This window comes from Pseudoalteromonas sp. 2CM41L, from assembly GCF_023161905.1.
Taxonomy (GTDB): Bacteria; Pseudomonadota; Gammaproteobacteria; order Enterobacterales; family Alteromonadaceae; genus Pseudoalteromonas; species Pseudoalteromonas atlantica.
The window spans coordinates 233,988-257,420 of record NZ_JALNTN010000001.1 but is presented as its reverse complement, the minus strand read 5'-3'; the positions used below and the strand labels follow the sequence as shown (position 1 = coordinate 257,420).

Below are 23,433 nucleotides of genomic sequence, written 5' to 3'. Positions count from 1 at the left end.
AAACGTGTAAAATCATTTTCAACTTGTTAATGGAGTGAAAATGACGTGAGTGAAATAAATACCAATCAATCATTTGCGGTCAAAGAGCAACAAAATAAAAATTACCTGTTACCGCTGACTGCAATGACCACACTGTTTTTTTTATGGGGTTTTATTACCGTTTTAAACGACGTACTAATCCCTCGTCTGAAAGGCGTTTTTGACCTAACTTACTTTGAAGCAATGCTCGTACAGTTTTGCTTTTTTGGCGCCTATTTTATTGTCTCTATTCCAGCTGGAATTTTGGTTAAACAATTAGGTTATAAAAAAGGCATACTAACCGGCCTAGTGGTTGCCTCAATTGGCTGTATGTTGTTCTACCCTGCGGTGGTGGTGCATGAATACTGGTTGTTTTTAGGTGCTTTATTTGTACTGGCTGCTGGTGTAACTGTTTTGCAGGTTTCTGCGAACCCGTATGTAGCTGCTTTAGGGCCAGAAAAAACCGCCTCATCTAGGCTAAATTTAGCGCAAGCACTTAATGCCTTAGGGACAACCGTAGGCCCGTATGTTGGAGGTATCCTGTTTTTTGGTACCGCAGGTACATTAGCAGCAAGTGCTGCTACTGCTGAGTCTGTAAAAGTACCTTATTTAATGTTAGCAGCGGCCTTACTTATTATTGCTATCGTATTTGCCTTTATTAAACTTCCTGAAATAGAAGGCCATAAAGAAGAAAATAACCCGGTTACTGAAACTCGCTCACTAACACAGGCACCTCATTTAACAATGGGCGTATTTGCTATATTTTGTTATGTCGGTGGTGAAGTGGCTATTGGTAGTTTTTTAGTTAACTTTTTTGGCGAAGCACATATAGCTGGGCTTGAAGAGCACGCTGCTGCTGCACTGATCAGCTACTATTGGGGCGGAGCAATGGTTGGCCGCTTTATTGGCTCTGCTGCACTACAAAAAATAGCGCCATCTAAAGCATTGGCATTTAATGCCTGCATGGTAATTGCCTTATTACTTGTGACTATATTTACGCAAGGCAATGTAGCCCTGTACGCGGTACTGGCCATTGGTTTATTTAACTCAATTATGTTCCCGACTATATTTTCTGTAGCGATAGAGCGCTTAGGCTCATTAACCAGTAAAGGCTCTGGTTGGTTGTGTTTGGCAATAGTAGGGGGTGCCTTGGTGCCTTTATTACAAGGTTACATTGCTGATGTTGTTAATATTCAGCAAAGCTTTTTTGTTCCGCTAGTGTGTTATGTATTTATTGCTTGGTATGGCTTAAACGTGGTTCGTTTAGCTAAAAAGTGGTAAATACTCCCAGATGAAAGAGCGACTGAATACGTATTCAGTCGCTTTTTTATTACCATTTTATAGGAACGTTCCAAGTGCGGGTTTGTTTTTAAAAAAATAGAGTTGTTACAACTATATACCGAATAGAGCTGGTTCTTTATTCTTATTTTAAGTACATAACCTGCTTATCTACCTCATTAACGACGACATACCTTTAAATTTTTGCTAAAAATATAATTAATAACAAAAAAATAAAAAAGGGCAGTCATGCTTAACTCACTTAAATTCACCTCAAAAGTGACTATTGCAGCATCTATGGTACTGGTTATTGTACTGGGTTTATTTGCTATAAATAATTACATCGCCATGCGAAACCAAACGCAACAGCAGCTCGATTTAGTCCTTAAGCAAAATTCAGAATCTACCTCACAAAACATTGCAAGCTGGCTTAACGCCAAACTCACCATAGTAAAATCGATTGCGCAAACTCACCAAAATAGTGATCCAAAACAGTTAACCCTTGCCCAGCTTAATACTGCTAAATACGCTGGTGGCTTTAAAAACACGTATATAGGTAAACCAAGTGGTTTATTTATACTTAACGATCAAAGCATTGTGTTACCTTCTGATTTTGATGCCACCTCGCGACCTTGGTATAAGTTAGTTGAAAATAAAAGCTATACCGCATTTACCACACCGTATATTGATGTAACCACCAACGAGCTGACTATATCTGCAGTTGTGCCCATTCAAAGCAATGCCCGCTTTAGTGGTGTAGCGGGTGCAGATATAGACATGCACGCAGTGACTGAAATAATTAACGATATTGATTTTTTAGGGTTAGGGTATGCTTTTTTAGTAGATAAAAATGGCCAAGTGCTAAGCCATCCTAATAGCGAACTTAATTTAAAAAACACCTCCGAATTATTTGGCCAATCTACTGAGCTTAATAGCGAATTTACACAATATGATATAGCGGGTGAGCCGCAGTTGATATCGTTTACTAAAATACGTGGCATAGACAATGTTGACTGGTACTTAGGTGTAGTTATTAATAAAAACCAAGCCTATGCAGAGGTGTCTCGCTTTGGTGTTAACGCGCTTATTTATATGTTAGTGGGAATTGTAGCCATTATTGTGTTTATGCAATTTTTACTGCGTTACTTAATGCAACCTATGGCGCGCCTAAATGATGCACTAGAAGATATTGCAAAAGGCGAAGGCGATTTAACCAAACGTTTAAAGGTTGAAAACAATGATGAGTTTGGCCAAATTAGTCACTCGTTTAACATTTTTATTGAAAAAATTCAGCACTCTATAGAACACGTTAAATTAACGACCGAACAACTCGATAGCGTAATAGCCAGCGTGGTGTCGCAGACACATTCTTCACTAGCCATGCACCATGACCAAACAAAACGTACTGATAGTGTTGCCATGGCGGTTAATAATTTTTCACAATCGGCTATGGCTATTGCTAATAACGCCAGTGACGCTTCTGTAATTGCTAAAAATGCAGATGAGCATTCAACACAAAACCAGCAAACCTTATTGCACAGCGTTAATAGTATTCATCAGTTATCAGCCAATATGGAACAAGCGCAACACACTATTAATAGCCTTAACGCGCATACAATTAGCATTGGGCAAGTGCTTGAGGTGATAAAAGGTGTGAGCGAGCAAACCAACTTACTTGCATTAAATGCGGCAATTGAAGCTGCAAGAGCAGGCGAAGCTGGGCGCGGTTTTGCTGTTGTTGCTGATGAGGTACGCCAATTAGCTCATCGTACTCAGCAATCAACCCAAGAGATTGAAGATACCGTAGGGCAACTACAAAGAGGCTCAAACCAAGCGGTAGAGCTGATGAAAACAAGCATTCAAGACAGTGAAAAAAGCGTAGAGCACGCTGAAGGTGTGAACGTGTTAATGGGCCAAATAATAGAGTCAATAAAACAAATTAGCAATGCTAATCATAGTGTTGCCAATGCCACTGTTGAGCAAAACGACCTTGTTAAAGTGCTCGACGCAGACATTACAAGCATGAGTGAGTTATCGGTACAAAGCCAAGAAAATTTAAAAAACACCCTCAATGAATGTACTAAACTTAAACAACAATTTAGTGATTTAGAGCAAATGGTTCAAAAGTTTAGAGTTTAAAATATGCCAAAAAAACCGGTTACAGGGCAAAGTTGGTTAAGCCTTATTAACATAGATAAGGTGTATAGCTCAGATAAACAGCGCCAAGCATTTTCACTATTCACCATGATAGCCATTGCTATTATTGTTATCTCTATGTTGGTGGTGTTTAACTACACGGTGTATTCGCCTATTCTTACCGCGTCGTTAATCGCGGTTAATATTACCCTTATTAGCGGCACTTTTTATTTTATAAAAACAGCCAAGCTGGAAATGGTTGCACTTATAAGTATGTGTATAGTGTTTATTATGTGTGTGGCCCTTACGTATACAGGCGGAAAAGAAAATACCGCGCTTTATTGGCTAATGTTTTACCCTGTAGTGTGTTTTGCCTCTTTAGGTGTAAAGCATGGCTGCAGGCTTGGCTTAGGCTTATTACTGTGTTGCAGTGTTATTTTATACGGGCCTGATTTTGGCCAAGTTAACTATGGCGGTATTGAAAAGTCTCGTTTTTTAGCCTCTTTTACACTGGTGTTTATTTTTTCGTTTATAGGTGAATATTTCAGGCATAAAAGTCACCTGGCAATTGCTGATATAACCCTTGCGCAAACGCAAGATGCTTATACAGATCAGTTAACGGGTGGCGCGAACAGGCGTTTCATCACCGCTCACTTTTTAAAATTAGCCGCTAAAACGCCCGAAAACTACCTGCCGTTTTCTATTTTATTACTTGATTTAGATTATTTTAAACGACTAAACGACACCTATGGTCATGATTTTGGCGATACAGTGTTGATAGAATTTACCAAATTACTTGATTCACAATTTCCAAATTCCGCAGTTAAAGCCCGTTATGGAGGCGAAGAGTTTGTGGTGATTTTACCTAAAGAAACAGCCCCAGTGGCTACAAAATTAGCCGATGATTTTAGACAATGTGTCGCAAAACAAGCTATTTTAACCAGCGATAATAAACGGGTATTTATTACCTGTAGTATTGGTGTGGCACAGGTTGATAATGTGGATCATTACAGCCGTGCACTTAAACAAGCAGACGAATACCTGTACCTAGCTAAAGAGCAAGGGCGTAACAAAGTTGTATCAAATCACACAGGAACACTATGACTCAAACTAAACTTATATATGTACACGACCCTATGTGCAGTTGGTGCTGGGGATATAAACCGACGTGGTTAAAACTAAAAGCCGCATTAGCTTCGCAGCTGACTATAGAATACAAAGTAGGGGGGCTTGCTCCAGATAGCCTAGAGCCCATGCCAGAAAATATGCGCGCCATGCTCCAAAGCACGTGGCATAAAATTAGTGCGATGTTGGGCACACAGTTTAATTTTGATTTTTGGCAGGTTTGTCAGCCAAGGCGCTCTACTTACCCAGCCTGCAGAGCGGCGATTATTGCCAGAGCGCATAATAAAGAGCCACAAATGATAGAGGCAATTCAACATGCTTATTATCTACATGCCCAAAACCCATCTGATGAAAGTACTCTAATTACCTTAGCTGAAAAAATCGGGCTAGATAAACAACAGTTTTGCGAGGAACTTTGCTCAGAGGATTTGAATCAAAAATTACATGATGAGTTAGCATTTAGTGCAAGTTTGCCAATACAAGGCTTTCCTTCGTTAGTATTAATAACTGATAATAAAGCCATTGCAATTAAAATAAATTACACCGATCACCAGCAAACACTAAACACAATTAACGCTTTATTAGCTTAACAACTAGCCAAAATGCGTGTATTTGCTGCTTTAATACACGCTTTGCATATAAACACTCCGATATAAGACGCAAATGTTACAGCTGTAACAAAATAGACTTTTTTGCGCAACATGCCTGTCATTATTCATCTATACAATTTCACTCATTGAAAATCTTTAGCCTAAAACAAGTCAGTTTAGGCTAAAACAACAAACTAGCAAATCCGCTAATTAACGAGTAAAGGTGTATGCGATGAAAGGCGTTAAACCATTGATCTTAGCTGGTATTGTAGCAGCAAGTGCTGCAGTACATGCCAATGATTTAGAAAAGGTTATCGATAAAAGCAGTGAAATAAATAAATCAGCTGCGCAATCACAAACAAAAATAGACAAGATTGCTGATTCAATGCAAGGACGTCTTCAACAGTTTAAAACCCTTAATAAAGAAATTGATGGTTTAACTGTTTATAACGCGCAATTAACTAAACAGTTAAATAACCAAATTGAAGAAATGGAGTCACTTAACCTTTCAATGGATCAGGTCTCTATTATTGAGCGTCAGATCACACCACTAATGCTGCGCATGATTGAAGGGCTTGAGCAATTTGTAGCACTTGATGTGCCATTTTTGCAAGAAGAGCGCACTAAGCGTATTAGCTCTTTAAACGCCATGATGGACCGTGCAGATATTAACTCAAGCGAAAAATTCCGCCGCGTATTAGAAGCATATCAAGTAGAAGTTGATTACGGACGCACTATTGAAGCCTACACCTCACTGCTAACGGTAGACGGTAAAGAGCGTGAAGTAGACTTTTTACGCATTGGCCGCTTAGAGCTTATTTATTTAACACGTGATGGTAAGCAAGCTGGCAGCTGGGATGAAGAAACAAAATCGTTTTTTACTTTACCAGACTCAACAATTAGCCAAATCAACAAAGGTTTACGTATCGCACGTAAGCAACTTGCCCCAGATATGTTAACTCTGCCAGTACACGCAGCAGAATAAGAGGTTGAAGATGAAACTGTTTACTCAAATGACAAAAATGGCCCTTTTTGCTGCAAGCCTAAGCTTTGCAGGCGCTAGTGTGGCAGCTGAGCCTATGGACTTAGACTCACTATTAAAAACACTTGAAGAAGGCAAATCGGCTCAAAGCGCGCAAAACAAGCAACGCGAACAAGAATTTATGGCGCGCCAAAACGAACAAGTGCAAATGCTTAACAACACACAAGCAAAACGTAATCAAATGCTTGCTGAGTCTGAGCGCTTAGAAACACAGTTTGAAGAAAACGAAATTAAACTTGCTAACTTAACAGATACACTGTCTAAACGAATGGGTTCTTTAAAAGAGCTATTTGGTGTGCTTCAGCAAGTTGCTGGTGATTCTAGCAATAAGTTCGCTACCTCTGTGGTATCAGCTGAAATTGCGGGTCGTAGCACATTTATGGATGAGCTAGCACAAAAAATGGGCTCTACTTCAAAGCTTGCCTCTATCGAAGATATTGAAAAAGTATGGTTTGAGCTACAACGCGAAATGACAGAGCAAGGTAAAGTAAGCCGCTTTACTACCGATGTAATTGTACAAGGTGGTGAAAAAGCACAACAAGAAGTGGTACGTGTAGGTGCTTTTAACTTAATCTCTAACGGTAAATACCTAGAATTTAACCCAGTAACAAATACCTTAAGCGAGTTAAATCGCCAGCCTGTAGCACGTTTTACTGCAACTGCAGAAGAGTTACAAAATGCAAAAAATGGTATTGTGCAGTTTGCACTTGACCCAACGGGTGGCTCAATTTTAGGTTTATTAGTGCAAGCACCAGATACCGAAGAGCGCGTACACCAAGGTGGCACAGTCGGTTACGTTATTTTAGGTGTAGGTGTTATTGCTTTACTTATCTCACTTGAACGTTTTTTCTCACTACTGATTATGGGCGGTAAAATTCGTCGTCAACTTAAAGATGATGTAGCACGCGATGACAACCCACTTGGCCGCGTGATGAAAGTTAAAGATCAGTTCCCTGATGTTGCCCACGACACGTTAGAGCTTAAATTAAGCGAAGCTATTTTACGTGAAATGCCAAAAGTAACGCGTAATTTAACGCTTATTAAAATCATCTCGGTGGTGGCGCCGCTGCTAGGTTTACTAGGTACAGTAACCGGTATGATCAACACCTTCCAAGCAATCACATTATTTGGTACAGGCGACCCTAAACTAATGGCTGGTGGTATTTCGCAAGCATTGGTAACAACGGTGCTAGGCTTAGTTGTGGCGATTCCTACGGTATTTTTATACACCCTACTTAATACACGCGCTAAAAATATTTTGCTTACTATTCAAGAGCAAAGCGCAGGTATTATCGCACAGCGAAGCGAGAAGGGAGCATAAACCATGGTGCTATTGATTGACTCAATCAATGCTATCCGTGATTTTCTCGACACTGGTGGCCAAGTCCTCTTGGTCATCGGGGTGTTAATCTTCGCGATGTGGTTATTGATACTCGAGCGATTTATTTATTTTTTCAAAGGTTTTCGTAGTTACAAGCAAAACGTAAAAGCACAGTGGAAAAACCGTGCAGAGCGCAATAGCTGGAATGCTGAGCAAATACGCCAGGCGATGATTTCACGTGCTTCAATGCGTTTAGACACCAACTTAGCACTGATAAATGTAATGGTTGCATTGTGTCCGCTACTTGGCCTGTTAGGCACAGTAACGGGAATGATTGAAGTATTTGATGTAATGGCAATTACCGGTACGGGTAGTGCGCGCTCTATGGCATCAGGTGTTTCTAAAGCAACTATTCCAACCATGGCAGGTATGGTTGGTGCACTTTCGGGTGTATTTGCCTCTACGTTTTTACAGCGCAGAGCCAAGCGCGAAGTTGAACTACTTGAAGACAGCATGGTTTTAGACCATTAAGTAACATTTTGATAAGCGGCTTATAGAGTCGCTCATCCTAGGAGAATAAAAATGAGAGCCCCGTTAGGAAACCTATTACAAGAAGACGAAGCTGAAGAAATTAACATGACCCCAATGTTAGACGTTGTATTTATCATGCTTATTTTCTTCATCGTTACCGCCTCGTTTGTTAAAGAAGCCGGTATTGATGTAAACCGCCCAGAAGCCGCAACAGCGGTTAAAAAAGAACGCGCTAATATTTTAGTGGCTATTTCTGATACAGGCGAGATTTGGATTAATAAACGTCAAATCGATGTACGTGCAGTGCAAGCCAATATCGAACGCTTAAAAGCAGAAAACCCACAAGGGAGCGTGGTTATTCAAGCTGATAAAAAAGCCACCACTGATATGTTAATCAAAGTAATGGATGCGTCGCGTGCTGCAGGTGCGTTTGATGTTTCAATTGCTGCACAAGATGCGTCTTAAGGGTTAGCCATGTTGCGATATTTAGTAGCATTAATAGTAGCGGGTGCAGTGACCTTTATGCTGTTTTTAGGCATGCAGGCACTGATCACCGGTGGTGAAGGTGCCATGTCGGAGCCAGTAAAAGGAAACGTTTTAGATTTTGTACGTTTGAAAAAAGAAGAAACAGTGCAAAAGAAAGAACGTAAACCGCAAAAGCCACCTACACCAAAAGAGCCACCACCGCCTATGGAGTCGCCGCAAATGCAAAATAATGATGCAAACGCGGCCAGCAATAATTTTGATTTTGGCGCGGATGTAGGCAGCGACGTTGACCTAGCGGGTGGCTTAGCGCTTGAAACAAGTGATGGTGAATACCTACCCATTGTAAAAGTAGCTCCAGTGTATCCGCGTCGTGCTTTGTCGCGTGGTATTGAAGGCTATGTAATTGTTGAATTTACAGTAACTAAGCAAGGTACTGTACGTGACCCGCAAGTAGTAAAAGCGGTTCCTGAGTCACTGTTTGATAGAGCAGCGATGGATGCCGCACTTAAATTTAAATATAAACCGCGCGTAGTAAATGGTGAAGCCGTTGAAGTGGCGGGTGTTCAAAACAAAATATCTTTCCAAATTAATGGTTAACTTATCTTAATTGGATGAAATAGCGAGGCGATTATGAAATTACTACCTACAGCTAAAAATTTAAAACTGGCATTATTTTGCACTGCCGCGATCAGTGCAAGTATTGTTGTGCCAAGTACGCTAAGCCTTGTGCCGGGGCTAAACGTAGCAACTGCCCATGCAGAGCAAGAGCAAAAAACAAAGCGTGTACCCGCACTGCGCGAAAAGGTTTATAGCCAGCTTGCTCGTGCGCAAAAGCTCGCTGACGATGGCGATGTAAAAGCCGGCCTTGAAGCACTTGATAGCATTCAAGAGCGAGCTTCAAGTATGAACTCGTACGAAATTGCGATGATGCATAACTTTTATGGCTTTATTTATTACAACGAAAATGATTTACCAAAAGCCATTGCCTCGTTTGAAAAAGTGGTAGCCGAGGAGGCTATTCCTGAATCATTACGTTTAAGTACCACGTTTAGCCTAGCGCAGCTTGCAATGGCCAACGGCGAGTATAAAAAAGTTATCGCGTTTTTAGATAAGTGGGATGAAATAAATACCAAACCTATTACAGAAGGGTATTACTTACTTAGAGCGCAAACTTACTACCAGTTAAAAGAATACCCAAAGGGGCTTGAGTACATTAATCAAGTTATTGCTCTTAGCGACAGCGAAGGTAAAACCCCTAAAGAAAACTGGCTGGTACTACAGCGCGCTATGTATTACTCACTTAATCAAACAGATAAAGTAGTGGCAGTGCTTGAGCGCATGGTTAAACTTTACAATAAACCAGAGTATTGGGTTCAGCTAGCTGGTATGTACGGAGAAACCGGCAAAGAAAAAGAGCAACTAGCAGTAATCGAAGCGGCGTATCAACAAGGCTTTTTAAAAACCAAGTCTGATTTACGACAGTTATCGCAAACTTACCTTTATAACGGCCTGGCATACAAAGCAGCTAAAACAATGAGTGATGCGATAGAAAAAGGCATTGTAGAAAAATCAGCGAAAAACTATGCCTTTATTGCAGAGGCCATGATTCAAGCTAAAGAAGATGAAAAATCGATTAGCTACTTTGCAAAAGCGGCTGACCTATCAGAGCATGGTAAGTACGATCAACGCCTAGCAGAAGTGTTTGTTAACACTGAGCAATACGAAGAAGCGGCTGATGCTGCGCGTAAGGCGCTTGATAAAGGCGGCCTTGATTTTGAATCAAACGCTTACGTTGCGCTAGGTATGGCACAGTACAATATGCAAAATTTTGATGCGTCTATTTTAGCGTTTGAACAAGCCCAAAAGCATGATAAATCACAACGTTTAGCAAAGCAGTGGATTAAATATGTTAAGCGTGAAAAAGTGCATGCGCAAACACTTAAAGCCGCGTTACTTTAACTTTATACCTTAACGCTATTTTACAAATAATAAAGCGTTTACCTATTTCATAATCGCAACACCAAAACCGCCTTAGGGCGGTTTTTTTCGTTGTTAAAATATTTAAGTTGTTGAATTTAAATTAATTACTATTGTCATCTTATGGTTACTAAACTGTAACTGGTTTGTCATATCTCTACAGTATCTTATTTGCATCCGATAACTCAGGTCACCTTAATGCATGAGTATCGTGCCTTAAAGTGACTTAAGTTTTTACTTAATGCACTAACAAAATAATTAAATACTTTAACGGAGTGAACAATGAAATTATCTGATTTATTTAAGGTCAGCCTAGTAGCAACTGCAATGACACTAGCTGGCTGTGGCGGCGATATCGAAATTACACCTACTGTAAACGATAACAGCTCGTCAACAGATAACAGTGTTAATAATTCAAACAATACAACTGGTTCAACAACTGAAGAAGAAGCTGTTTGTGCAAGCTACGAATCAGATGCAGGTACGGTAACAGGCGTAGTAAGTGGCATTGATTGTTTATACAACGACTCGTTTGCAAGCAAAACAATTTCTATCACAAGCAACATTACTTTCGCTGAGCTACCTGATGGCGGTGTTCACGTTTTTGAAGATGCATTACAAATTGGCGAAGACGGCAGCACTGTAGATGGCTTTGAAGTACCATCAAATGGTCCAACAATGACTGTTGAACCAGGTGCCGTTTTAGCATTTGGCTCAGGTGAAGCAATTGTACGCATTGCACGTGGTGCAAAAATTCAAGCGGTAGGTACTGAAGAAAAGCCGGTTGTATTTACTTCGGCAAACGCGTTTGACCGTTTTGATACAGCAGGCGAAGGCGCACGCTACGCAGATTGGGGCGGTATCATCATTAATGGTAACGGCATTACTGACCAATGTACTGATGCAGAGCGTGACGGTGGTACGTGTAACGTAGCCTCTGAAGGTATTACAAGCTACTTTGGTGGTAACGATAATGCAGACTCTAGCGGTAATATTAAATGGGCTAAAATTTGGTACGCAGGTTCAGGCCCTCGCGTTGGTGGTGAAGGCGATGATTTGAATTCACTAACACTAAATGCAGTTGGCTCTGGTTCTGAGTTTGATTACCTACACATTCACCAAGGTTTTGATGACGGTATTGAAATTTTTGGTGGTGCTACAACGCTTAAACACGTAGCGGTAACAGATACACAAGATGATTCGTTTGACTTTGACGCAGGTTGGCAAGGTAAAGCTCAGTACTTATTTATTCAACACGGTACTGTGACACTAAATGACGGCACTGTAGTTAACATGGGTAACAATGGCTTTGAGTCTGATGGTGTTAAAGGTTCTTCTACCGAGCAAGTGTCTCCATCTAACCCAACGGTTGCCAATGTAACGGTTGTAACTACCGATGGTAACTCGGTACGTGATGACGACCCTTCACAAGCTTACAAGTTTGATGACCAATTTAATTCAAGCATTTACAACACTGTTATCGTTAAGCAAAACGCAACTAACACGCAATGTATTGAGTTCTCAGGCGACGGTGAAGCACAAGCAGATAAAATCTCATTCACAAGCTCTGTAATGGCGTGTTCTGCAAACTTTACAGATACAGATACGTTTGCAAGCGGCCCATTAGAAGGTCAAACAAAAACAGCGTGGTTTGAAAATGACGGTGCTAACCAAATCTTAACTGATGATGTTGCAGTACTTGCAGATAACGGTTTTGCAACGAACACAGCAGCTGCAGAAGTAACGGTTACTGCAACAGACTTAAGCACAAGCGATTCATTTTTTGAAAGCGTAAACTACATTGGTGCGGTATCGGATCAGGATACAGACTCTAGCTGGTATAAATGGGTTGAAGCGGCTGTTACAGCAGCAAATGCTGACTAAATAGCACACCATTATAACCTCTGATTAAAGGCGCCTTGTGGCTTGTTATTTAAGCGTCAGGCGCCTCTTTTGTATAACCTGATTAGGATTATCTCATGTCTAAAAAGCATAGACTCAATCAAATTACCTGGGCAATTGGTTTAGGTTTAGTCGCTCATTCGACTAGCTTAATTGCTGCACAAGCCGATGAACAGTTAACAAACGAACAAGAAATAGAAGAAGTTGTTGCTGTAGGTACGCGTTTACAAGGGAGCGCTGCGGCAGTTGTAGAAGAACGTAAAAACCAAGCCTTTGTTGCCGATATTTTAGGCTCTGAACAATTATCACGCACGGGCGACAGCGATGCAGCATCTGCGCTTCGTCGAGTAACAGGCCTAACGCTTGTTGATGGTAAGTTTATTTACGTTAGGGGCCTTGGTGAGCGTTACTCTAGTGCGCGTTTAAATGGCGCTTACATCCCAAGCCCAGATTTAACCCGTAACGTTATTCCGCTGGATATTTTCCCTGCAAGTATAATTGAAAGTATGGCCGTTCAAAAAGCTTACTCTCCAGACATGCCAGCAGCGTTTGGGGGCGGTAATATAGATATTAGAACTAAAACCGCACCGAGTGAATTTACAGCAGGCATAGAAGTGGGTGCAGGTTACGATACGGCATCAAGTGATGGCTTTACCTACAATCGTAACGAAAATGGCATTCCAAGTGAGTTATCACAGGCTATTTCAACATACCGTGGTGATTTTAGTATTGGCAATATTGTTAGTAGTGAAGGCTTTGAAGATGGCGATTTAACGCGTGCAGAACAAGCAACCGCTGTTAATAACGCACTTTTAAAGTCGCTTCCTCGCGATTATGAGTTAAAAGAAGAGTCGTTAGACCCGCGTTATAATATTAAAGCCCATTATGGTGATAGCTTTGAAGAGAGCTATTTTGGCGGCAAGGTTGGGTTTTTACTGGCAGGTGCTTACAAAAACGAATGGGATTTTGAAGAACGTTTTAGCTCAGTTATCACCCAAGATTTAGAAAACGAAGAAGGCAATGTTGATTGTACAACGTCGTTAGCGACCAGTGAAGATGTGAGTAACTCGTGTTACAACACAGTCAAAAATTCGCAAGTGACAACTGAAACCGAAAGTTATAACGGTTCATTAAGCTTGTCATACCGTTTAGGTACGCACAGTATTTCAGCTCAACAGCTTTATATTATTGATAATGAAGATGAGTCTGAAATTGCTATTTCGCAAAGCCCTGCGGGGAGTTCTACGTTTAGTATTGCGGGTGATGGGATTGCAAACCGTAATCATGAGTTTAATTACGAAGAACGCCAATTAAACATTACTCAAGTTATGGGGCAACATACCTTTTTAGATTATTTTGGTATTGGTGCCGATTGGCAGTACACCGAAGCTAAAGCAACGACTGATATACCTACCAGTGCCGATTTTGAGTTTCGTGACACTTATAATAGTGATGGCAGCTATGCCGGCTCAACTATTACAGGGGATGATAACCGTGTAATTATGTCATACACCAATATGGAAGAGCGTGTTAAATCGTACGGTGGTAACTTAACGCTGCCGCTTAGCTTTGAGTCTATGGAAGTTGAGTTTAAAGTTGGTTACGATTTTTCTGACAGAGCTCGAATATTTAATACCTCAAGCTTTGCTATAAACAACAGTGGCGGCTCAGGTATTTCAATAAACGACGGTAGCACTGATGCGCTTAATAATAGTGGTTTTTTAACTGACGACTTTATTGATAATAACGCTGTGTTAGTTGACTTTAATGAGCCAACAGCCCCTGATGCCGATGATTACATTGCTGCGCAAAAGGTGGATGCAGGTTATGCGTCTTTCGATGTGTTTTATGATCAATGGATAAGAATAAGCGGTGGTATTCGTTATGAGGAATTTAAACAATCTTCTATCGGTACATCGAGCCTTATTTTTGATGAAGACGATTTAAATACCTTTTACGATCCAGATAAAATTCAAGCAGGCTCTGTTATTACCGATGATTGGTACCCGGCACTGTCTGTTACCTATGTAGGTGGCGATGATTACCAAGTGCGCTTAGGTTATGGTGAAACAGTAGTTCGTCCTGATTTTCGTGAAGTAGTGCCTGTTACGTATTACGACCCTTTGACCGACATTAGAACGTTTGGTCGTACAGGTATAAAAAGTAGCCCAATTAAAAACTACGACTTACGTTATGAATATTACGGACAAGCCGGTAATTCATTTAGCGTAGCGGCGTTTTATAAAGATATTACAGCGCCAATTGAAACAGTTTTAAACATTGGTGATGAAGATTACTCAGCATCGTTTATAAATGGTGAAACAGCAGAAGTTTATGGTATTGAAGCTGAATGGCTACAAGACTTAACATTTGTAAGTGAAGGCCTATTTACTAGCGGTAATATCACATTAAGTGATTCTGAAGCGTCTATTGACCCAGCACTGGCGGGTACATTAACTAATCCTAAAAAACGTATGACAGGCCACTCTGAGTATGTAGTTAATTTACAATTAAACTACGATTCGTTAGATGGCATGCACAGCAGTTCATTAGTTTATAACGTATTTGGTGAGCGAATTTTAGCAGCGGGTGTTGCTAATAGAGATGACGCGTATGAGCAGCCATTTCACTCACTTGATTTAGTTTATACTTATTACCCTGACTTTAATTCTAAGATTAAGTTTAAAGTTAAAAACTTACTCGATGAAGATCAAGAGGTAACACAATCAGACATTATAGTGCGCTCAAAAGAGCAAGGTGTAACGTTTGATTTAAGTTACAGCTACGAGTTTTAATTTTCTTCCCAAGGAAGGGGGATATAATAAAACCTAACTACCGATTAGCCCTGTATTTAATACAGGGCTTTTTTATGACTATGAAAAATATTTAAGTTTCGCTTTATTCACTAGTTTTAGGGCGCTTGGGGTGTTAGGTTAGCTTTATACTAATCAACTTAAATAACTAGTCATTCTAGTGTGCTAAATAAAGCGCGAACGGCGTAATAAATTTTTGATGCAGAACAGCTACATACAAAAAATTATGGCTTGTTATCTCGCTATTAATTTGCCGCTATAAATGATTAATAACTTAATATGATTGGTTTTAATAAAAATTAATTCTCACGCAATGAATTTTAATTTTTAATGTATTAAGGCATCTTTTATGAATCAAACAGTGGAAAAAACAATGAAAAAAGTAGGATTAGTCGGTTGGCGTGGCATGGTTGGCTCTGTGTTATTAGAACGTATGCAACAGCAAAGTGATTTTGCACATATCGACACCACCTTTTTCACCACCTCACAAGCTGGGCAACTCGGCCCTGATATTGCTGGCGACGCAAAACCGTTATTAGATGCAAGTGATGTAAATGAACTTGCTAAAATGGATATTATTGTTACCTGTCAAGGTGGTGATTATACCAAAGCGGTTTACCCTAAATTACGCGAATCGGGTTGGGATGGTTACTGGATTGATGCAGCCTCTGCACTTCGTATGGTTGATGACAGCATTATTGTACTTGACCCTGTAAATAAAGATGTCATTGAACAAGGTTTAGAGCAAGGCGTAAAAACTTTTGTAGGTGGTAACTGTACCGTATCGTTAATGCTACTTGCTTTAGGTGGTTTGTTTGAGCAAGACCTAATTGAGTGGGTAAGCCCAATGACTTACCAAGCGGCCTCTGGTGCCGGCGCTCGTAATATGAAAGAGCTTATAGCACAAATGGGCGCTATTCATTCAAGCGTTGCCGAGCAACTAGATAACCCAAGTTCAGCTATTTTAGAAATTGATAAAATAGTGAGCGAAAAAATGGCTTCAAGCGATTTACCACAAGACCAATTTGGCGTGCCGCTAGCCGGTAGCTTAATTCCTTGGATTGACGTACCAATGCCAAGTGGCCAGTCTAAAGAAGAGTGGAAAGCTCAGGTTGAAGCGAACAAAATTTTAGGCTCTTCTAAACAGCCTGTGCCAATTGATGGTTTATGTGTACGTATTGGTGCAATGCGTTGTCATAGCCAAGCAATGACCATTAAATTACGTGAAGACATTAGCGTAGAAAAAATTGAAGAAATTTTAGCTTCGCATAACGAGTGGGTTAAAGTTATCCCAAATGAGCGCGAAATTAGTGCAACTGACTTAACCCCAGTTAAAGTAACAGGTACTTTAAGTATTCCTGTTGGTCGTATTCGTAAATTAGCAATGGGTCCTAAATACATTAGCGCATTTACCGTGGGCGATCAGCTGTTATGGGGCGCTGCAGAGCCACTTCGTCGTATGCTTCGCATCATTGTAGACGGTGAATAATTTCTGCATTTAAAAGTGTATATTAAAAAGGGGTTAGCGTATTGCTAACCCCTTTTTTAGTTAAGCGGCACTGCATACGCTACTTTATTTTTTCCTTCGTGTTTTGCTTTCGTTTTTGCTATTTACAACGCTTGCTCAATGGTGCTGTAACGCGCTGTATATAAATGCACTGTATATAAAGCGTATAAGTTTGTGCTTCATTAATACCTAGGAAAAACGTAATAAATATTAATATTGCCATCCCCTATGCTCTGTTGGAGCAGTTATAAAATTAATGACTATATGAAAGGCTCAGTAAGCTTGCTTAACTCGGCTCATTGCATTTTTTGGTATAGCTTTTGCTCGTAATAGTCTATTACAGCTTTATTCGCTCGGTTTTAGCTGCTTTGTGGGTACTTAATTCACTTATGCAGGTATTTTTTACTTATGCCGAGATGCTAAGCCTTCACATAAGGATAGATAATGGCTTCTACTTTTAAAAATACACGCAAAAAATGGTTTTATGCTTTAGTGGTTACAGCCTTGGGGTTAATTTTACTCAGAGCTTTAGCCCCTTATGCGGTTCAATATTATGTAAATCAGCAGCTTGAACAAACCCAAGGCATAACAGGGCATGTGGGTGATGTTGATTTGTACTTATACCGAGGAGCTTACGCTGTTGATGAGGTAGAAATTTACGCGGTAGATGCCACGCAGATGCCTAAGCCGTTACTGTCTATTGATACACTTGATTTTTCGCTTGCGTGGTCTGCTTTATTAAACGGTAATTTTGTCACCAACATGGCTTTTACCCGCCCAGAAATTGTTATTTACGATAAAGACCCAACTACCGCTGAACAAAATCAACAGGTGAAAGATGAAACCACGTGGGTAGGCCTTGCTAATGATCTCGTGCCTTTTTCAATTGATACGCTACGTATAGACAATGGTAAAGTAACCTTAGTTAACGCCACCAGCGAAGGAGAGCAGCCTACTTACGTATCAAATATAAACGCTAACATTAACAATATTACCAATGCACAAAACCTCTCTAAAACTTTAGTTACGAGTTTAAAAGTAGAAGGGCAGCTAATGGGCGAAGCTAAGCTGTCTTTAAATGGTAAATTAGACCCCTTTAGCGATGAAGCTAATTTTGATTTTAATGTTGAAGTGCAGCGTTTTTCGGTTAAAAATCTCGAAACTGTTTTTAAAGTGTATACCCCATTTGACATTGAAGCCGGCGGAATAGATGGCGCAATGGAATTGGCCGCTAACAATAATAACTTAAATGGATATGTAAAAGCGGGTGTGCACGATTTAAGTGTTTTTTCGTGGCGCGAAGATATAGAAAAAGATGATGACGGTCTATTTACCGCTATTTTTGAAGGCAGTATTGATTTACTCAGCTCGTTATTAGAAAACGACGAGTCAAAGCTGGTGGCTGCTCGGGTGCCCATAGACGGGCAGTTAGATAACGCTGATGTATCTACTTTTGAAGCCGTGGTTTCGGTATTAAAAAATGCGTTTTTTGAAGCATTTAAAATGAAGGTTGATAATGTTATTTCGTTTGAAAGCACGCAAGAACAACAAGGTGAGTAACTAAAAGCCCTTTGTATTAACTCAATACAAAGGGCTTTTTAAGTTTTAGCAAGTAAAATAGATCAGCTATTTATTGGAGTTGGTAATATCTGAGGTTTTACTTAATAACGTTTTTAGCTCAGCTATTTGCGCTTGTAGTTCAACCACTTGTCCTTGCGTTGCAGGAAGTGAGTTATTATCCGCTTTTAGCTCACGGGCATTTCGGTGCTCCTCGCTCATTACTTCTAAAATGGCACCTACCATCATGTTTAAAAACACAAACGCAGTTAAAAAGATAAACGTGAGGTAGTAAATCCAGCTCAGTTCGTATACCGCCATGGTTTCGTACATAATGTCGGTCCAATCTTCAAAGGTAGCTATCCTAAATAGCGTTAACATTGAAATGGATACATCTTGCCAAAGCACCGGATTAATATCGGCAAACATCATACTGCCCATGGCTGCGTAAATATAAAAAATAACAAACATAAGCAGTGCTATATAGCCCATTTGCGGAATGGCTTTAAGTAACGAATTTACAAGCAAACGCAGCTCAGGGATCATAGATACTAAACGCAGTACCCTAAATATACGCAGCAATCGGGCAAGTAACATGGTTGAGCCTGCAGCTGGGTATAAGCTGCCAAGTACAATAATGGTATCGAATATATTCCAGCCCTTTGAAAAGAAGTCTTTTATTCCTTTACTTGCAATAAAGCGAATAATGAGTTCGATTAAAAAGAAAGCTGTGATCCCTACATCCATCCAATTTAGAATAAATTCTACAGTGGGGTGAAGAGAATATGTATGAGCACCTACGGTGAGGGCAGAAACAACAATGACAGCTATAACAAATGATTGAAATATCTTGCTTTTGTCTATACGCTGAAACAGCTTTTGTAACTGCGACATCATAATTATGGGTCCTATGCAAAGTCAGGTTTTTATGACGCTAATATACAATAATATTGTTGCTTTCGATAACGAAAGTGTAAGGAATTCTAATGTTAATCAGTCAAATAACTAAAAGCGCATTGCTGTTTGTGGGATTTTCGGTACTTGCAGGGTGCAGCTCCGACGCTCGCTTTCACGAAATTCAATCAGCACGTCTTGATGAATGTAATTATAAAGCTGATAAAGAATATTACGAGTGCCTTGAAAATCAAGATAAAAATTTTGAAGAGTATAAAAAACAGCAAAGTGAACAAACACAATAATTTATGACTAAAACACAAAAATTGCGCGATAAACAAATACGCCAAGCCCTCACCAACGCCTGTGAGCAAATAAAAGCGACTCATGATGGTTTTGCTTATTTAACTCACACCATTGATTTAAAAAATGAAGCAAAGTCACTAAAAATAAGCTGCTATTTTGAAGATGATATAGCCTATAACGACACCGAAGCGCATTTTTCTCAGCTAGTCGATATTATTCACGCTGAGCTTAGCAAAATAAGCTTACCGGTAGCGGCTAAGCAAATAGCGTTTTTAGTTGATTAACATTGGTTTGCCTAGCTATGGACGTTATAATTACCAAAATTATTTTTAGGATGTAAAGCATGGCTGTTCCATCGCGCTCGCAAATCACACCAGGTACAACCGTAAATATTGTATTAAAAGAAGATCAACGCAGCGGCACATTAACTCAAGGTGTAGTTGAGCGTTTATTAACTAAATCACCTAATCACCCGCATGGTATTAAAGTACGCCTAGAAGATGGTCAAGTCGGCCGAGTAAAAGAGATTTTATAATGACAGCGTTAACAGAGCAGGAATTTTGGGATTTAGTGACCACGCCTGAGTTAGGGCTCGACCCACAAAGCGTAAGCGACAACTTAAAAGCTAAATTGAGCGATTTAACCGACGAGCAGCTCATTGCTTTTGATAAATTTTTTGGTATTCACATGCGCAAATGTTTTACCTGGGATTTATTTGGTGCCGCATTTGTTATGGCTGGCTGTAACGACGAATACGGTTTTAGCGAATTTAGGTGCTGGCTCATCTCCCGCGGGGAGACGGTATTTAATAACGCATTAAGCAATGCCGACTCACTTGCACAGTGCTCCCCTGTGTATTATTTAAATGAGCAACCTTACCCTTATATTGATGAATACGACTTAATAGCCGGTTTATTATTTGAAGAGCGCAACGACGACGAATTACCTTTTGTACCCTCAGGCGAGCAACCTGCAGGTAAACGCTTTAAAGACAAACCCAAGTTTTTAAAACAAAGCTATCCGCAATTATTTGCAAAATACTGGCAGTAAAGTCACTCTTAGTGGTTTATTTATTTAGTAAATAAACCACTTTGTTTTATTACTCGTAAAACATAACTACAACACTGCATTACATAATGCTAAGTGCTGCGTCCTTTTTTTAGATTAAATCTCTGTTATAGTTATAAAAGTTAGCGCCGCACGTTACTTATTACGAGGATACGCCCACTTAATGAAAACCTTACTTTGTTTTTTAATTTCGACAACCTTTATTAGTGCATCTGCATTGGCTGCGCCGAGTAATAAAAGCCGTTTTATACCGTTATTAAAAACAATGCTTGGTGATTACCAGGTGGTAACTGCTAACTCCCCACTGTGTGTGGATAGTCAGTTGAGTTTAATTAACCCAGTTTACCCAGACGCGGGTTTTAAATTAGGCGAGCATATTGCGTTTGAAAGTTTACACAACGGCACCCGTACAACTAAAAAGCCAAATTTTTGTTTTGTAACTAGCTCGTATAAATACAAAAGTGATGGTGTTGATAACAGCTTAAAAATGAGCCGCTGTATTGACCCCAATAACGAAAAAACCATCAGACAAAGCACTAAGTTTACCAGTGTTACAACGCTCGAATATACGCAGAATACCCCCGCAGTAGAGTGCACATTTACAAGACAGGTTGATTAACTTACTTGCAATGAATTTGCGGTATATCGTGCCAGCGCGTTGTGTATTGGGGCGATAAGTAATCTCTGTTCATATGCCAGCCTTGATTTAGTTTGCTGCTGGCTAGGGTGAGTATGCCTTTTCCGTAGCGGTTGTTTATTGTATCAAGACACTGCATTAATTTAGGGTTATCGGCACTTTGGCTAAATAAATCAGTTTGCTGATACTGCACCGAGGTAAGCTCTAAAGCGCCTACACCACATTTATAAAACCGTACACCTGGCTGGTAAATATGAGTAAATACTTCTGATACTGCATTTGCCATTACGCAGGTATCGTTAGTGGGGGTGGCAAATTTATATATAAACGACTTTTTACAATAGCGGTCTTCGTGTTTGCCAGTGGCGGCAAATATATAAAGCTGTTTTGCTAATGAGCGCTGCCCTCGTAGTTTACTGGCAACCGTGGTTACGTGGTTAATAAGGGCGGTTTTAAGTGCAGTTGGCTCACTGATCCGCTCACCAAAGCTGCGAGTAGAATATATTTCTCGCTTATCTTGGCGTACATCGTCCCATGTTAAGCACGCTATACCATTTAGCTCACTTACGGTACGCTCTACTACCACACTAAACGCGCGGCGCATGGTTTTAGGGTTTTGCTGTGCCAGATCCCACGCGGTATGTATGTTCATTATATTAAGCTTTTTAGCTAGGCGCTTACCTATGCCCCATACATCGGCGCAGCTCATTCTTTGTAAAATTGCTTGGCGGCTTTGCTCGTTATGTATAACGGCCACCCCATCAAACCCGCTTAGCTTTTTAGCTGCATGGTTAGCGGCTTTTGCCAAAGTAGGGGTTGGGCCAAAACCAACACCCACAGGGAGTTTAGTTTCGCGCCAAACGGTGCGCCTTATTGTATGCCCGTACTCGTGCCAGTTTTGTATAAGGGGGGTGTAGCCATTAAAGTGCAAAAACGATTCATCAATACTGTATATGTATTGTGTGTCGCAAAAGCGGCCAATTACGTTCATCATTTTGGCGCTTAAATCGGCGTACAACTCATAGTTACTCGAACGTACAACCACCTTGTGTTGCTCAAGCAGGTGCTTAACTTTAAAATAAGGGCCAAATTTAGGAATGTTTAAGCGCCGAGCTATCGGGCATACCGCACATACGCAGCCATCGTTATTAGTTAAAACCACCACAGGTTTAGAGCGAATAGCGGGGTCGAACACTTTTTCGGCACTGGCATAAAATGCAACGGCATCGACTAAGGCGTACATTTTAATAGCTCAGGGCTTGGGCGGTGCATTCTAATCGATAGTGTAACCACTCCCTCTAACTGAAACTCATCAGCTGAGGTTAGTTGTACCGGCTTATGTAAAGGCGATGCAGAGAGTAACCGCGCATTGGTTTTATCTAATAGCTTACACACAAATAAGCCATTTAAGTTGGCAACAATAACATCGCCGTTATCGGCTTGCTCAGCACGGTCTACAAGCAGTAAGTCGCCTTCAAAAATCCCCACCTCTTGCATGGAATTACCCGAGGCAATACCAATAAAGGTGGCGTCGGGGTGCTTTATTAATAGCTCATCAAGAGAAACACCGAGCTCGGCGTATTGCGCCGCGGGCGATTCAAACCCACACACACCGGCTTCTATATAAACGGGAATAACAAACATAACACAACCTAAAACGCATATACTGTATAAGCGTACAGTATATGCGTTTTGTGTAAGTTATGCCAAGAAATGAAAGACAGATCACGCCATGTTTTTGATCATTTGTTGCGCGGTATCTAAAAAGTCTTTGATTTGCTGCGGGTTTAAGTTTTTACACATTTGATCATTTATTTGCTGCTCAGAGGCTAATAACTTATCAAAAAGTGTGTTGCCTTGTTCGGTGAGCGACAAAATAAAGCAACGTTTGTCGTGCTCACTTGCTTGCTTATTAATAAGATTTAAGGCAATAAGATCTTTAATTAAGCGGGCAATTTGGGCTTTGTCGCGCTGTGTTTTAGTCACAATGTCGTTAGCGGTACAGTTAGATGTACTGGCAATAATGTGTATACAACGCACGTGCATAGCATTAATACCAAGGTCGCCTGCGTTAATAGCCTCACGTATTGTTACGCGGTAATTTTGCATCAGCTCAAATAGGGTATTTGATAAAAGCGTGTTCATAAGCTCTCTAATGGTTGACAATATCAATTAATTTGTTATAGTTGATTTTATCAACCAATGGGGCGTTGTGCAATGCTTGCTTTAAAAAGCAGTTAACTAT

At 40.3% G+C, this 23,433-nt stretch carries 23 protein-coding genes; 19 read left to right on the top strand and 4 right to left on the bottom strand.

Features of this window, described 5'->3' with window-relative positions:
- The first annotated feature begins 45 nt into the window (after positions 1-45).
- The 14 genes from MTF64_RS01130 to MTF64_RS01065 all read left to right on the top strand — a co-directional run bounded on the left by MTF64_RS01130 (position 46) and on the right by MTF64_RS01065 (position 18,286).
- Complete coding sequence (locus MTF64_RS01130; protein WP_248450179.1) at positions 46-1,299, top strand: sugar MFS transporter; 1,254 nt, start codon at positions 46-48, stop codon at positions 1,297-1,299.
- A 246-nt stretch (positions 1,300-1,545) separates the two neighbouring features.
- Positions 1,546-3,435, top strand: coding sequence for a methyl-accepting chemotaxis protein (locus tag MTF64_RS01125; RefSeq protein WP_248450177.1), 1,890 nt, complete (start codon positions 1,546-1,548; stop codon positions 3,433-3,435).
- 3 nt (positions 3,436-3,438) lie between these two features.
- Positions 3,439-4,536: a GGDEF domain-containing protein gene (locus MTF64_RS01120; RefSeq protein ID WP_248450175.1), complete on the top strand. Its 1,098-nt coding sequence runs from the start codon at positions 3,439-3,441 to the stop codon at positions 4,534-4,536.
- Positions 4,533-5,147 carry a DsbA family protein gene (locus tag MTF64_RS01115; RefSeq protein ID WP_248450173.1) on the top strand — a complete coding sequence of 205 codons (615 nt, stop codon included), beginning with the start codon at positions 4,533-4,535 and terminating at the stop codon, positions 5,145-5,147. The genes MTF64_RS01120 and MTF64_RS01115 overlap by 4 nt, the downstream gene beginning before the upstream one ends.
- Before the next feature lie 232 nt (positions 5,148-5,379).
- Complete coding sequence (locus MTF64_RS01110; protein ID WP_248450171.1) at positions 5,380-6,132, top strand: DUF3450 domain-containing protein; 753 nt, start codon at positions 5,380-5,382, stop codon at positions 6,130-6,132.
- A gap of 10 nt (positions 6,133-6,142) precedes the next feature.
- The gene (locus MTF64_RS01105; protein ID WP_024031703.1) at positions 6,143-7,510 is read left to right on the top strand and encodes a MotA/TolQ/ExbB proton channel family protein; all 1,368 of its coding nucleotides are present in this window, start codon (positions 6,143-6,145) and stop codon (positions 7,508-7,510) included.
- 3 nt (positions 7,511-7,513) lie between these two features.
- Entirely contained in the window at positions 7,514-8,041 is a 528-nt protein-coding gene (locus MTF64_RS01100; RefSeq protein WP_029772985.1) for a MotA/TolQ/ExbB proton channel family protein, read from the top strand.
- Between the two features lie 51 nt (positions 8,042-8,092).
- Positions 8,093-8,506 (top strand): biopolymer transporter ExbD, encoded by a 414-nt coding sequence (locus tag MTF64_RS01095; RefSeq protein ID WP_004586342.1) that lies wholly within the window; start codon positions 8,093-8,095, stop codon positions 8,504-8,506.
- Positions 8,507-8,518: 12 nt separating this feature from the next.
- The gene (locus MTF64_RS01090; RefSeq protein ID WP_248450518.1) at positions 8,519-9,124 is read left to right on the top strand and encodes an energy transducer TonB; all 606 of its coding nucleotides are present in this window, start codon (positions 8,519-8,521) and stop codon (positions 9,122-9,124) included.
- A 33-nt stretch (positions 9,125-9,157) separates the two neighbouring features.
- Positions 9,158-10,486 (top strand): CDC27 family protein, encoded by a 1,329-nt coding sequence (locus MTF64_RS01085; protein ID WP_029772987.1) that lies wholly within the window; start codon positions 9,158-9,160, stop codon positions 10,484-10,486.
- A gap of 300 nt (positions 10,487-10,786) precedes the next feature.
- Complete coding sequence (locus MTF64_RS01080; protein WP_121638538.1) at positions 10,787-12,388, top strand: hypothetical protein; 1,602 nt, start codon at positions 10,787-10,789, stop codon at positions 12,386-12,388.
- A 95-nt stretch (positions 12,389-12,483) separates the two neighbouring features.
- Complete coding sequence (locus MTF64_RS01075; protein ID WP_004586338.1) at positions 12,484-15,201, top strand: TonB-dependent receptor plug domain-containing protein; 2,718 nt, start codon at positions 12,484-12,486, stop codon at positions 15,199-15,201.
- A gap of 367 nt (positions 15,202-15,568) precedes the next feature.
- The gene (gene asd / locus MTF64_RS01070; protein WP_039972138.1) at positions 15,569-16,708 is read left to right on the top strand and encodes an aspartate-semialdehyde dehydrogenase; all 1,140 of its coding nucleotides are present in this window, start codon (positions 15,569-15,571) and stop codon (positions 16,706-16,708) included.
- 462 nt (positions 16,709-17,170) lie between these two features.
- Positions 17,171-18,286 (top strand): DUF748 domain-containing protein, encoded by a 1,116-nt coding sequence (locus tag MTF64_RS01065; protein WP_054981963.1) that lies wholly within the window; start codon positions 17,171-17,173, stop codon positions 18,284-18,286.
- A gap of 66 nt (positions 18,287-18,352) precedes the next feature.
- Here MTF64_RS01065 and MTF64_RS01060 read toward each other — a convergent pair whose 3' ends face one another.
- Positions 18,353-19,180 (bottom strand): ion transporter, encoded by an 828-nt coding sequence (locus tag MTF64_RS01060; protein ID WP_004586335.1) that lies wholly within the window; start codon positions 19,178-19,180, stop codon positions 18,353-18,355.
- Positions 19,181-19,269: 89 nt separating this feature from the next.
- Between MTF64_RS01060 and MTF64_RS01055 the strand changes: the two genes are divergently transcribed.
- The 5 genes from MTF64_RS01055 to MTF64_RS01035 all read left to right on the top strand — a co-directional run bounded on the left by MTF64_RS01055 (position 19,270) and on the right by MTF64_RS01035 (position 21,170).
- Positions 19,270-19,482, top strand: a complete 213-nt coding sequence (locus MTF64_RS01055) for a hypothetical protein (protein ID WP_004586334.1) — start codon at positions 19,270-19,272, stop codon at positions 19,480-19,482.
- A 3-nt stretch (positions 19,483-19,485) separates the two neighbouring features.
- Positions 19,486-19,767 (top strand): hypothetical protein, encoded by a 282-nt coding sequence (locus tag MTF64_RS01050; RefSeq protein WP_248450169.1) that lies wholly within the window; start codon positions 19,486-19,488, stop codon positions 19,765-19,767.
- A gap of 59 nt (positions 19,768-19,826) precedes the next feature.
- Entirely contained in the window at positions 19,827-20,018 is a 192-nt protein-coding gene (locus MTF64_RS01045) for a YwbE family protein (RefSeq protein ID WP_004586332.1), read from the top strand.
- The gene (locus MTF64_RS01040) at positions 20,018-20,533 is read left to right on the top strand and encodes a DUF4240 domain-containing protein (RefSeq protein ID WP_096043004.1); all 516 of its coding nucleotides are present in this window, start codon (positions 20,018-20,020) and stop codon (positions 20,531-20,533) included. The genes MTF64_RS01045 and MTF64_RS01040 overlap by 1 nt, the downstream gene beginning before the upstream one ends.
- A gap of 181 nt (positions 20,534-20,714) precedes the next feature.
- Entirely contained in the window at positions 20,715-21,170 is a 456-nt protein-coding gene (locus MTF64_RS01035; protein ID WP_248450168.1) for a hypothetical protein, read from the top strand.
- A 1-nt stretch (position 21,171) separates the two neighbouring features.
- Here the strand turns inward: MTF64_RS01035 and MTF64_RS01030 are convergent, their stop codons facing one another.
- The 3 genes from MTF64_RS01030 to MTF64_RS01020 form a co-directional block, all read right to left on the bottom strand.
- The gene (locus MTF64_RS01030) at positions 21,172-22,431 is read right to left on the bottom strand and encodes a Y-family DNA polymerase (RefSeq protein ID WP_121638558.1); all 1,260 of its coding nucleotides are present in this window, start codon (positions 22,429-22,431) and stop codon (positions 21,172-21,174) included.
- Positions 22,419-22,832: a S24 family peptidase gene (locus tag MTF64_RS01025; RefSeq protein WP_004586327.1), complete on the bottom strand. Its 414-nt coding sequence runs from the start codon at positions 22,830-22,832 to the stop codon at positions 22,419-22,421. Before MTF64_RS01025 ends, MTF64_RS01030 begins: the two co-directional genes overlap by 13 nt.
- Before the next feature lie 81 nt (positions 22,833-22,913).
- Entirely contained in the window at positions 22,914-23,333 is a 420-nt protein-coding gene (locus tag MTF64_RS01020) for a MarR family winged helix-turn-helix transcriptional regulator (RefSeq protein WP_004586326.1), read from the bottom strand.
- Positions 23,334-23,433 lie beyond the last annotated feature (100 nt).

What these genes read in the sequence shown, in the direction of transcription:
- MTF64_RS01020 (WP_004586326.1), bottom strand. Translation starts at nt 23,333, where the DNA reads ATGAACACGCTTTTATCAAATACCCTATTTGAGCTGATGCAAAATTAC.
- MTF64_RS01065 (WP_054981963.1), top strand. Translation starts at nt 17,171, where the DNA reads ATGGCTTCTACTTTTAAAAATACACGCAAAAAATGGTTTTATGCTTTA.
- MTF64_RS01110 (WP_248450171.1), top strand. Translation starts at nt 5,380, where the DNA reads ATGAAAGGCGTTAAACCATTGATCTTAGCTGGTATTGTAGCAGCAAGT.
- MTF64_RS01125 (WP_248450177.1), top strand. Translation starts at nt 1,546, where the DNA reads ATGCTTAACTCACTTAAATTCACCTCAAAAGTGACTATTGCAGCATCT.
- MTF64_RS01050 (WP_248450169.1), top strand. Translation starts at nt 19,486, where the DNA reads ATGACTAAAACACAAAAATTGCGCGATAAACAAATACGCCAAGCCCTC.
- MTF64_RS01035 (WP_248450168.1), top strand. Translation starts at nt 20,715, where the DNA reads ATGAAAACCTTACTTTGTTTTTTAATTTCGACAACCTTTATTAGTGCA.
- MTF64_RS01120 (WP_248450175.1), top strand. Translation starts at nt 3,439, where the DNA reads ATGCCAAAAAAACCGGTTACAGGGCAAAGTTGGTTAAGCCTTATTAAC.
- MTF64_RS01075 (WP_004586338.1), top strand. Translation starts at nt 12,484, where the DNA reads ATGTCTAAAAAGCATAGACTCAATCAAATTACCTGGGCAATTGGTTTA.
- MTF64_RS01045 (WP_004586332.1), top strand. Translation starts at nt 19,827, where the DNA reads ATGGCTGTTCCATCGCGCTCGCAAATCACACCAGGTACAACCGTAAAT.
- MTF64_RS01025 (WP_004586327.1), bottom strand. Translation starts at nt 22,832, where the DNA reads ATGTTTGTTATTCCCGTTTATATAGAAGCCGGTGTGTGTGGGTTTGAA.
- MTF64_RS01095 (WP_004586342.1), top strand. Translation starts at nt 8,093, where the DNA reads ATGAGAGCCCCGTTAGGAAACCTATTACAAGAAGACGAAGCTGAAGAA.
- MTF64_RS01040 (WP_096043004.1), top strand. Translation starts at nt 20,018, where the DNA reads ATGACAGCGTTAACAGAGCAGGAATTTTGGGATTTAGTGACCACGCCT.
- MTF64_RS01030 (WP_121638558.1), bottom strand. Translation starts at nt 22,431, where the DNA reads ATGTACGCCTTAGTCGATGCCGTTGCATTTTATGCCAGTGCCGAAAAA.
- MTF64_RS01085 (WP_029772987.1), top strand. Translation starts at nt 9,158, where the DNA reads ATGAAATTACTACCTACAGCTAAAAATTTAAAACTGGCATTATTTTGC.
- MTF64_RS01115 (WP_248450173.1), top strand. Translation starts at nt 4,533, where the DNA reads ATGACTCAAACTAAACTTATATATGTACACGACCCTATGTGCAGTTGG.
- MTF64_RS01055 (WP_004586334.1), top strand. Translation starts at nt 19,270, where the DNA reads ATGTTAATCAGTCAAATAACTAAAAGCGCATTGCTGTTTGTGGGATTT.
- MTF64_RS01060 (WP_004586335.1), bottom strand. Translation starts at nt 19,180, where the DNA reads ATGATGTCGCAGTTACAAAAGCTGTTTCAGCGTATAGACAAAAGCAAG.
- MTF64_RS01080 (WP_121638538.1), top strand. Translation starts at nt 10,787, where the DNA reads ATGAAATTATCTGATTTATTTAAGGTCAGCCTAGTAGCAACTGCAATG.
- asd (WP_039972138.1), top strand. Translation starts at nt 15,569, where the DNA reads ATGAATCAAACAGTGGAAAAAACAATGAAAAAAGTAGGATTAGTCGGT.
- MTF64_RS01105 (WP_024031703.1), top strand. Translation starts at nt 6,143, where the DNA reads ATGAAACTGTTTACTCAAATGACAAAAATGGCCCTTTTTGCTGCAAGC.
- MTF64_RS01100 (WP_029772985.1), top strand. Translation starts at nt 7,514, where the DNA reads ATGGTGCTATTGATTGACTCAATCAATGCTATCCGTGATTTTCTCGAC.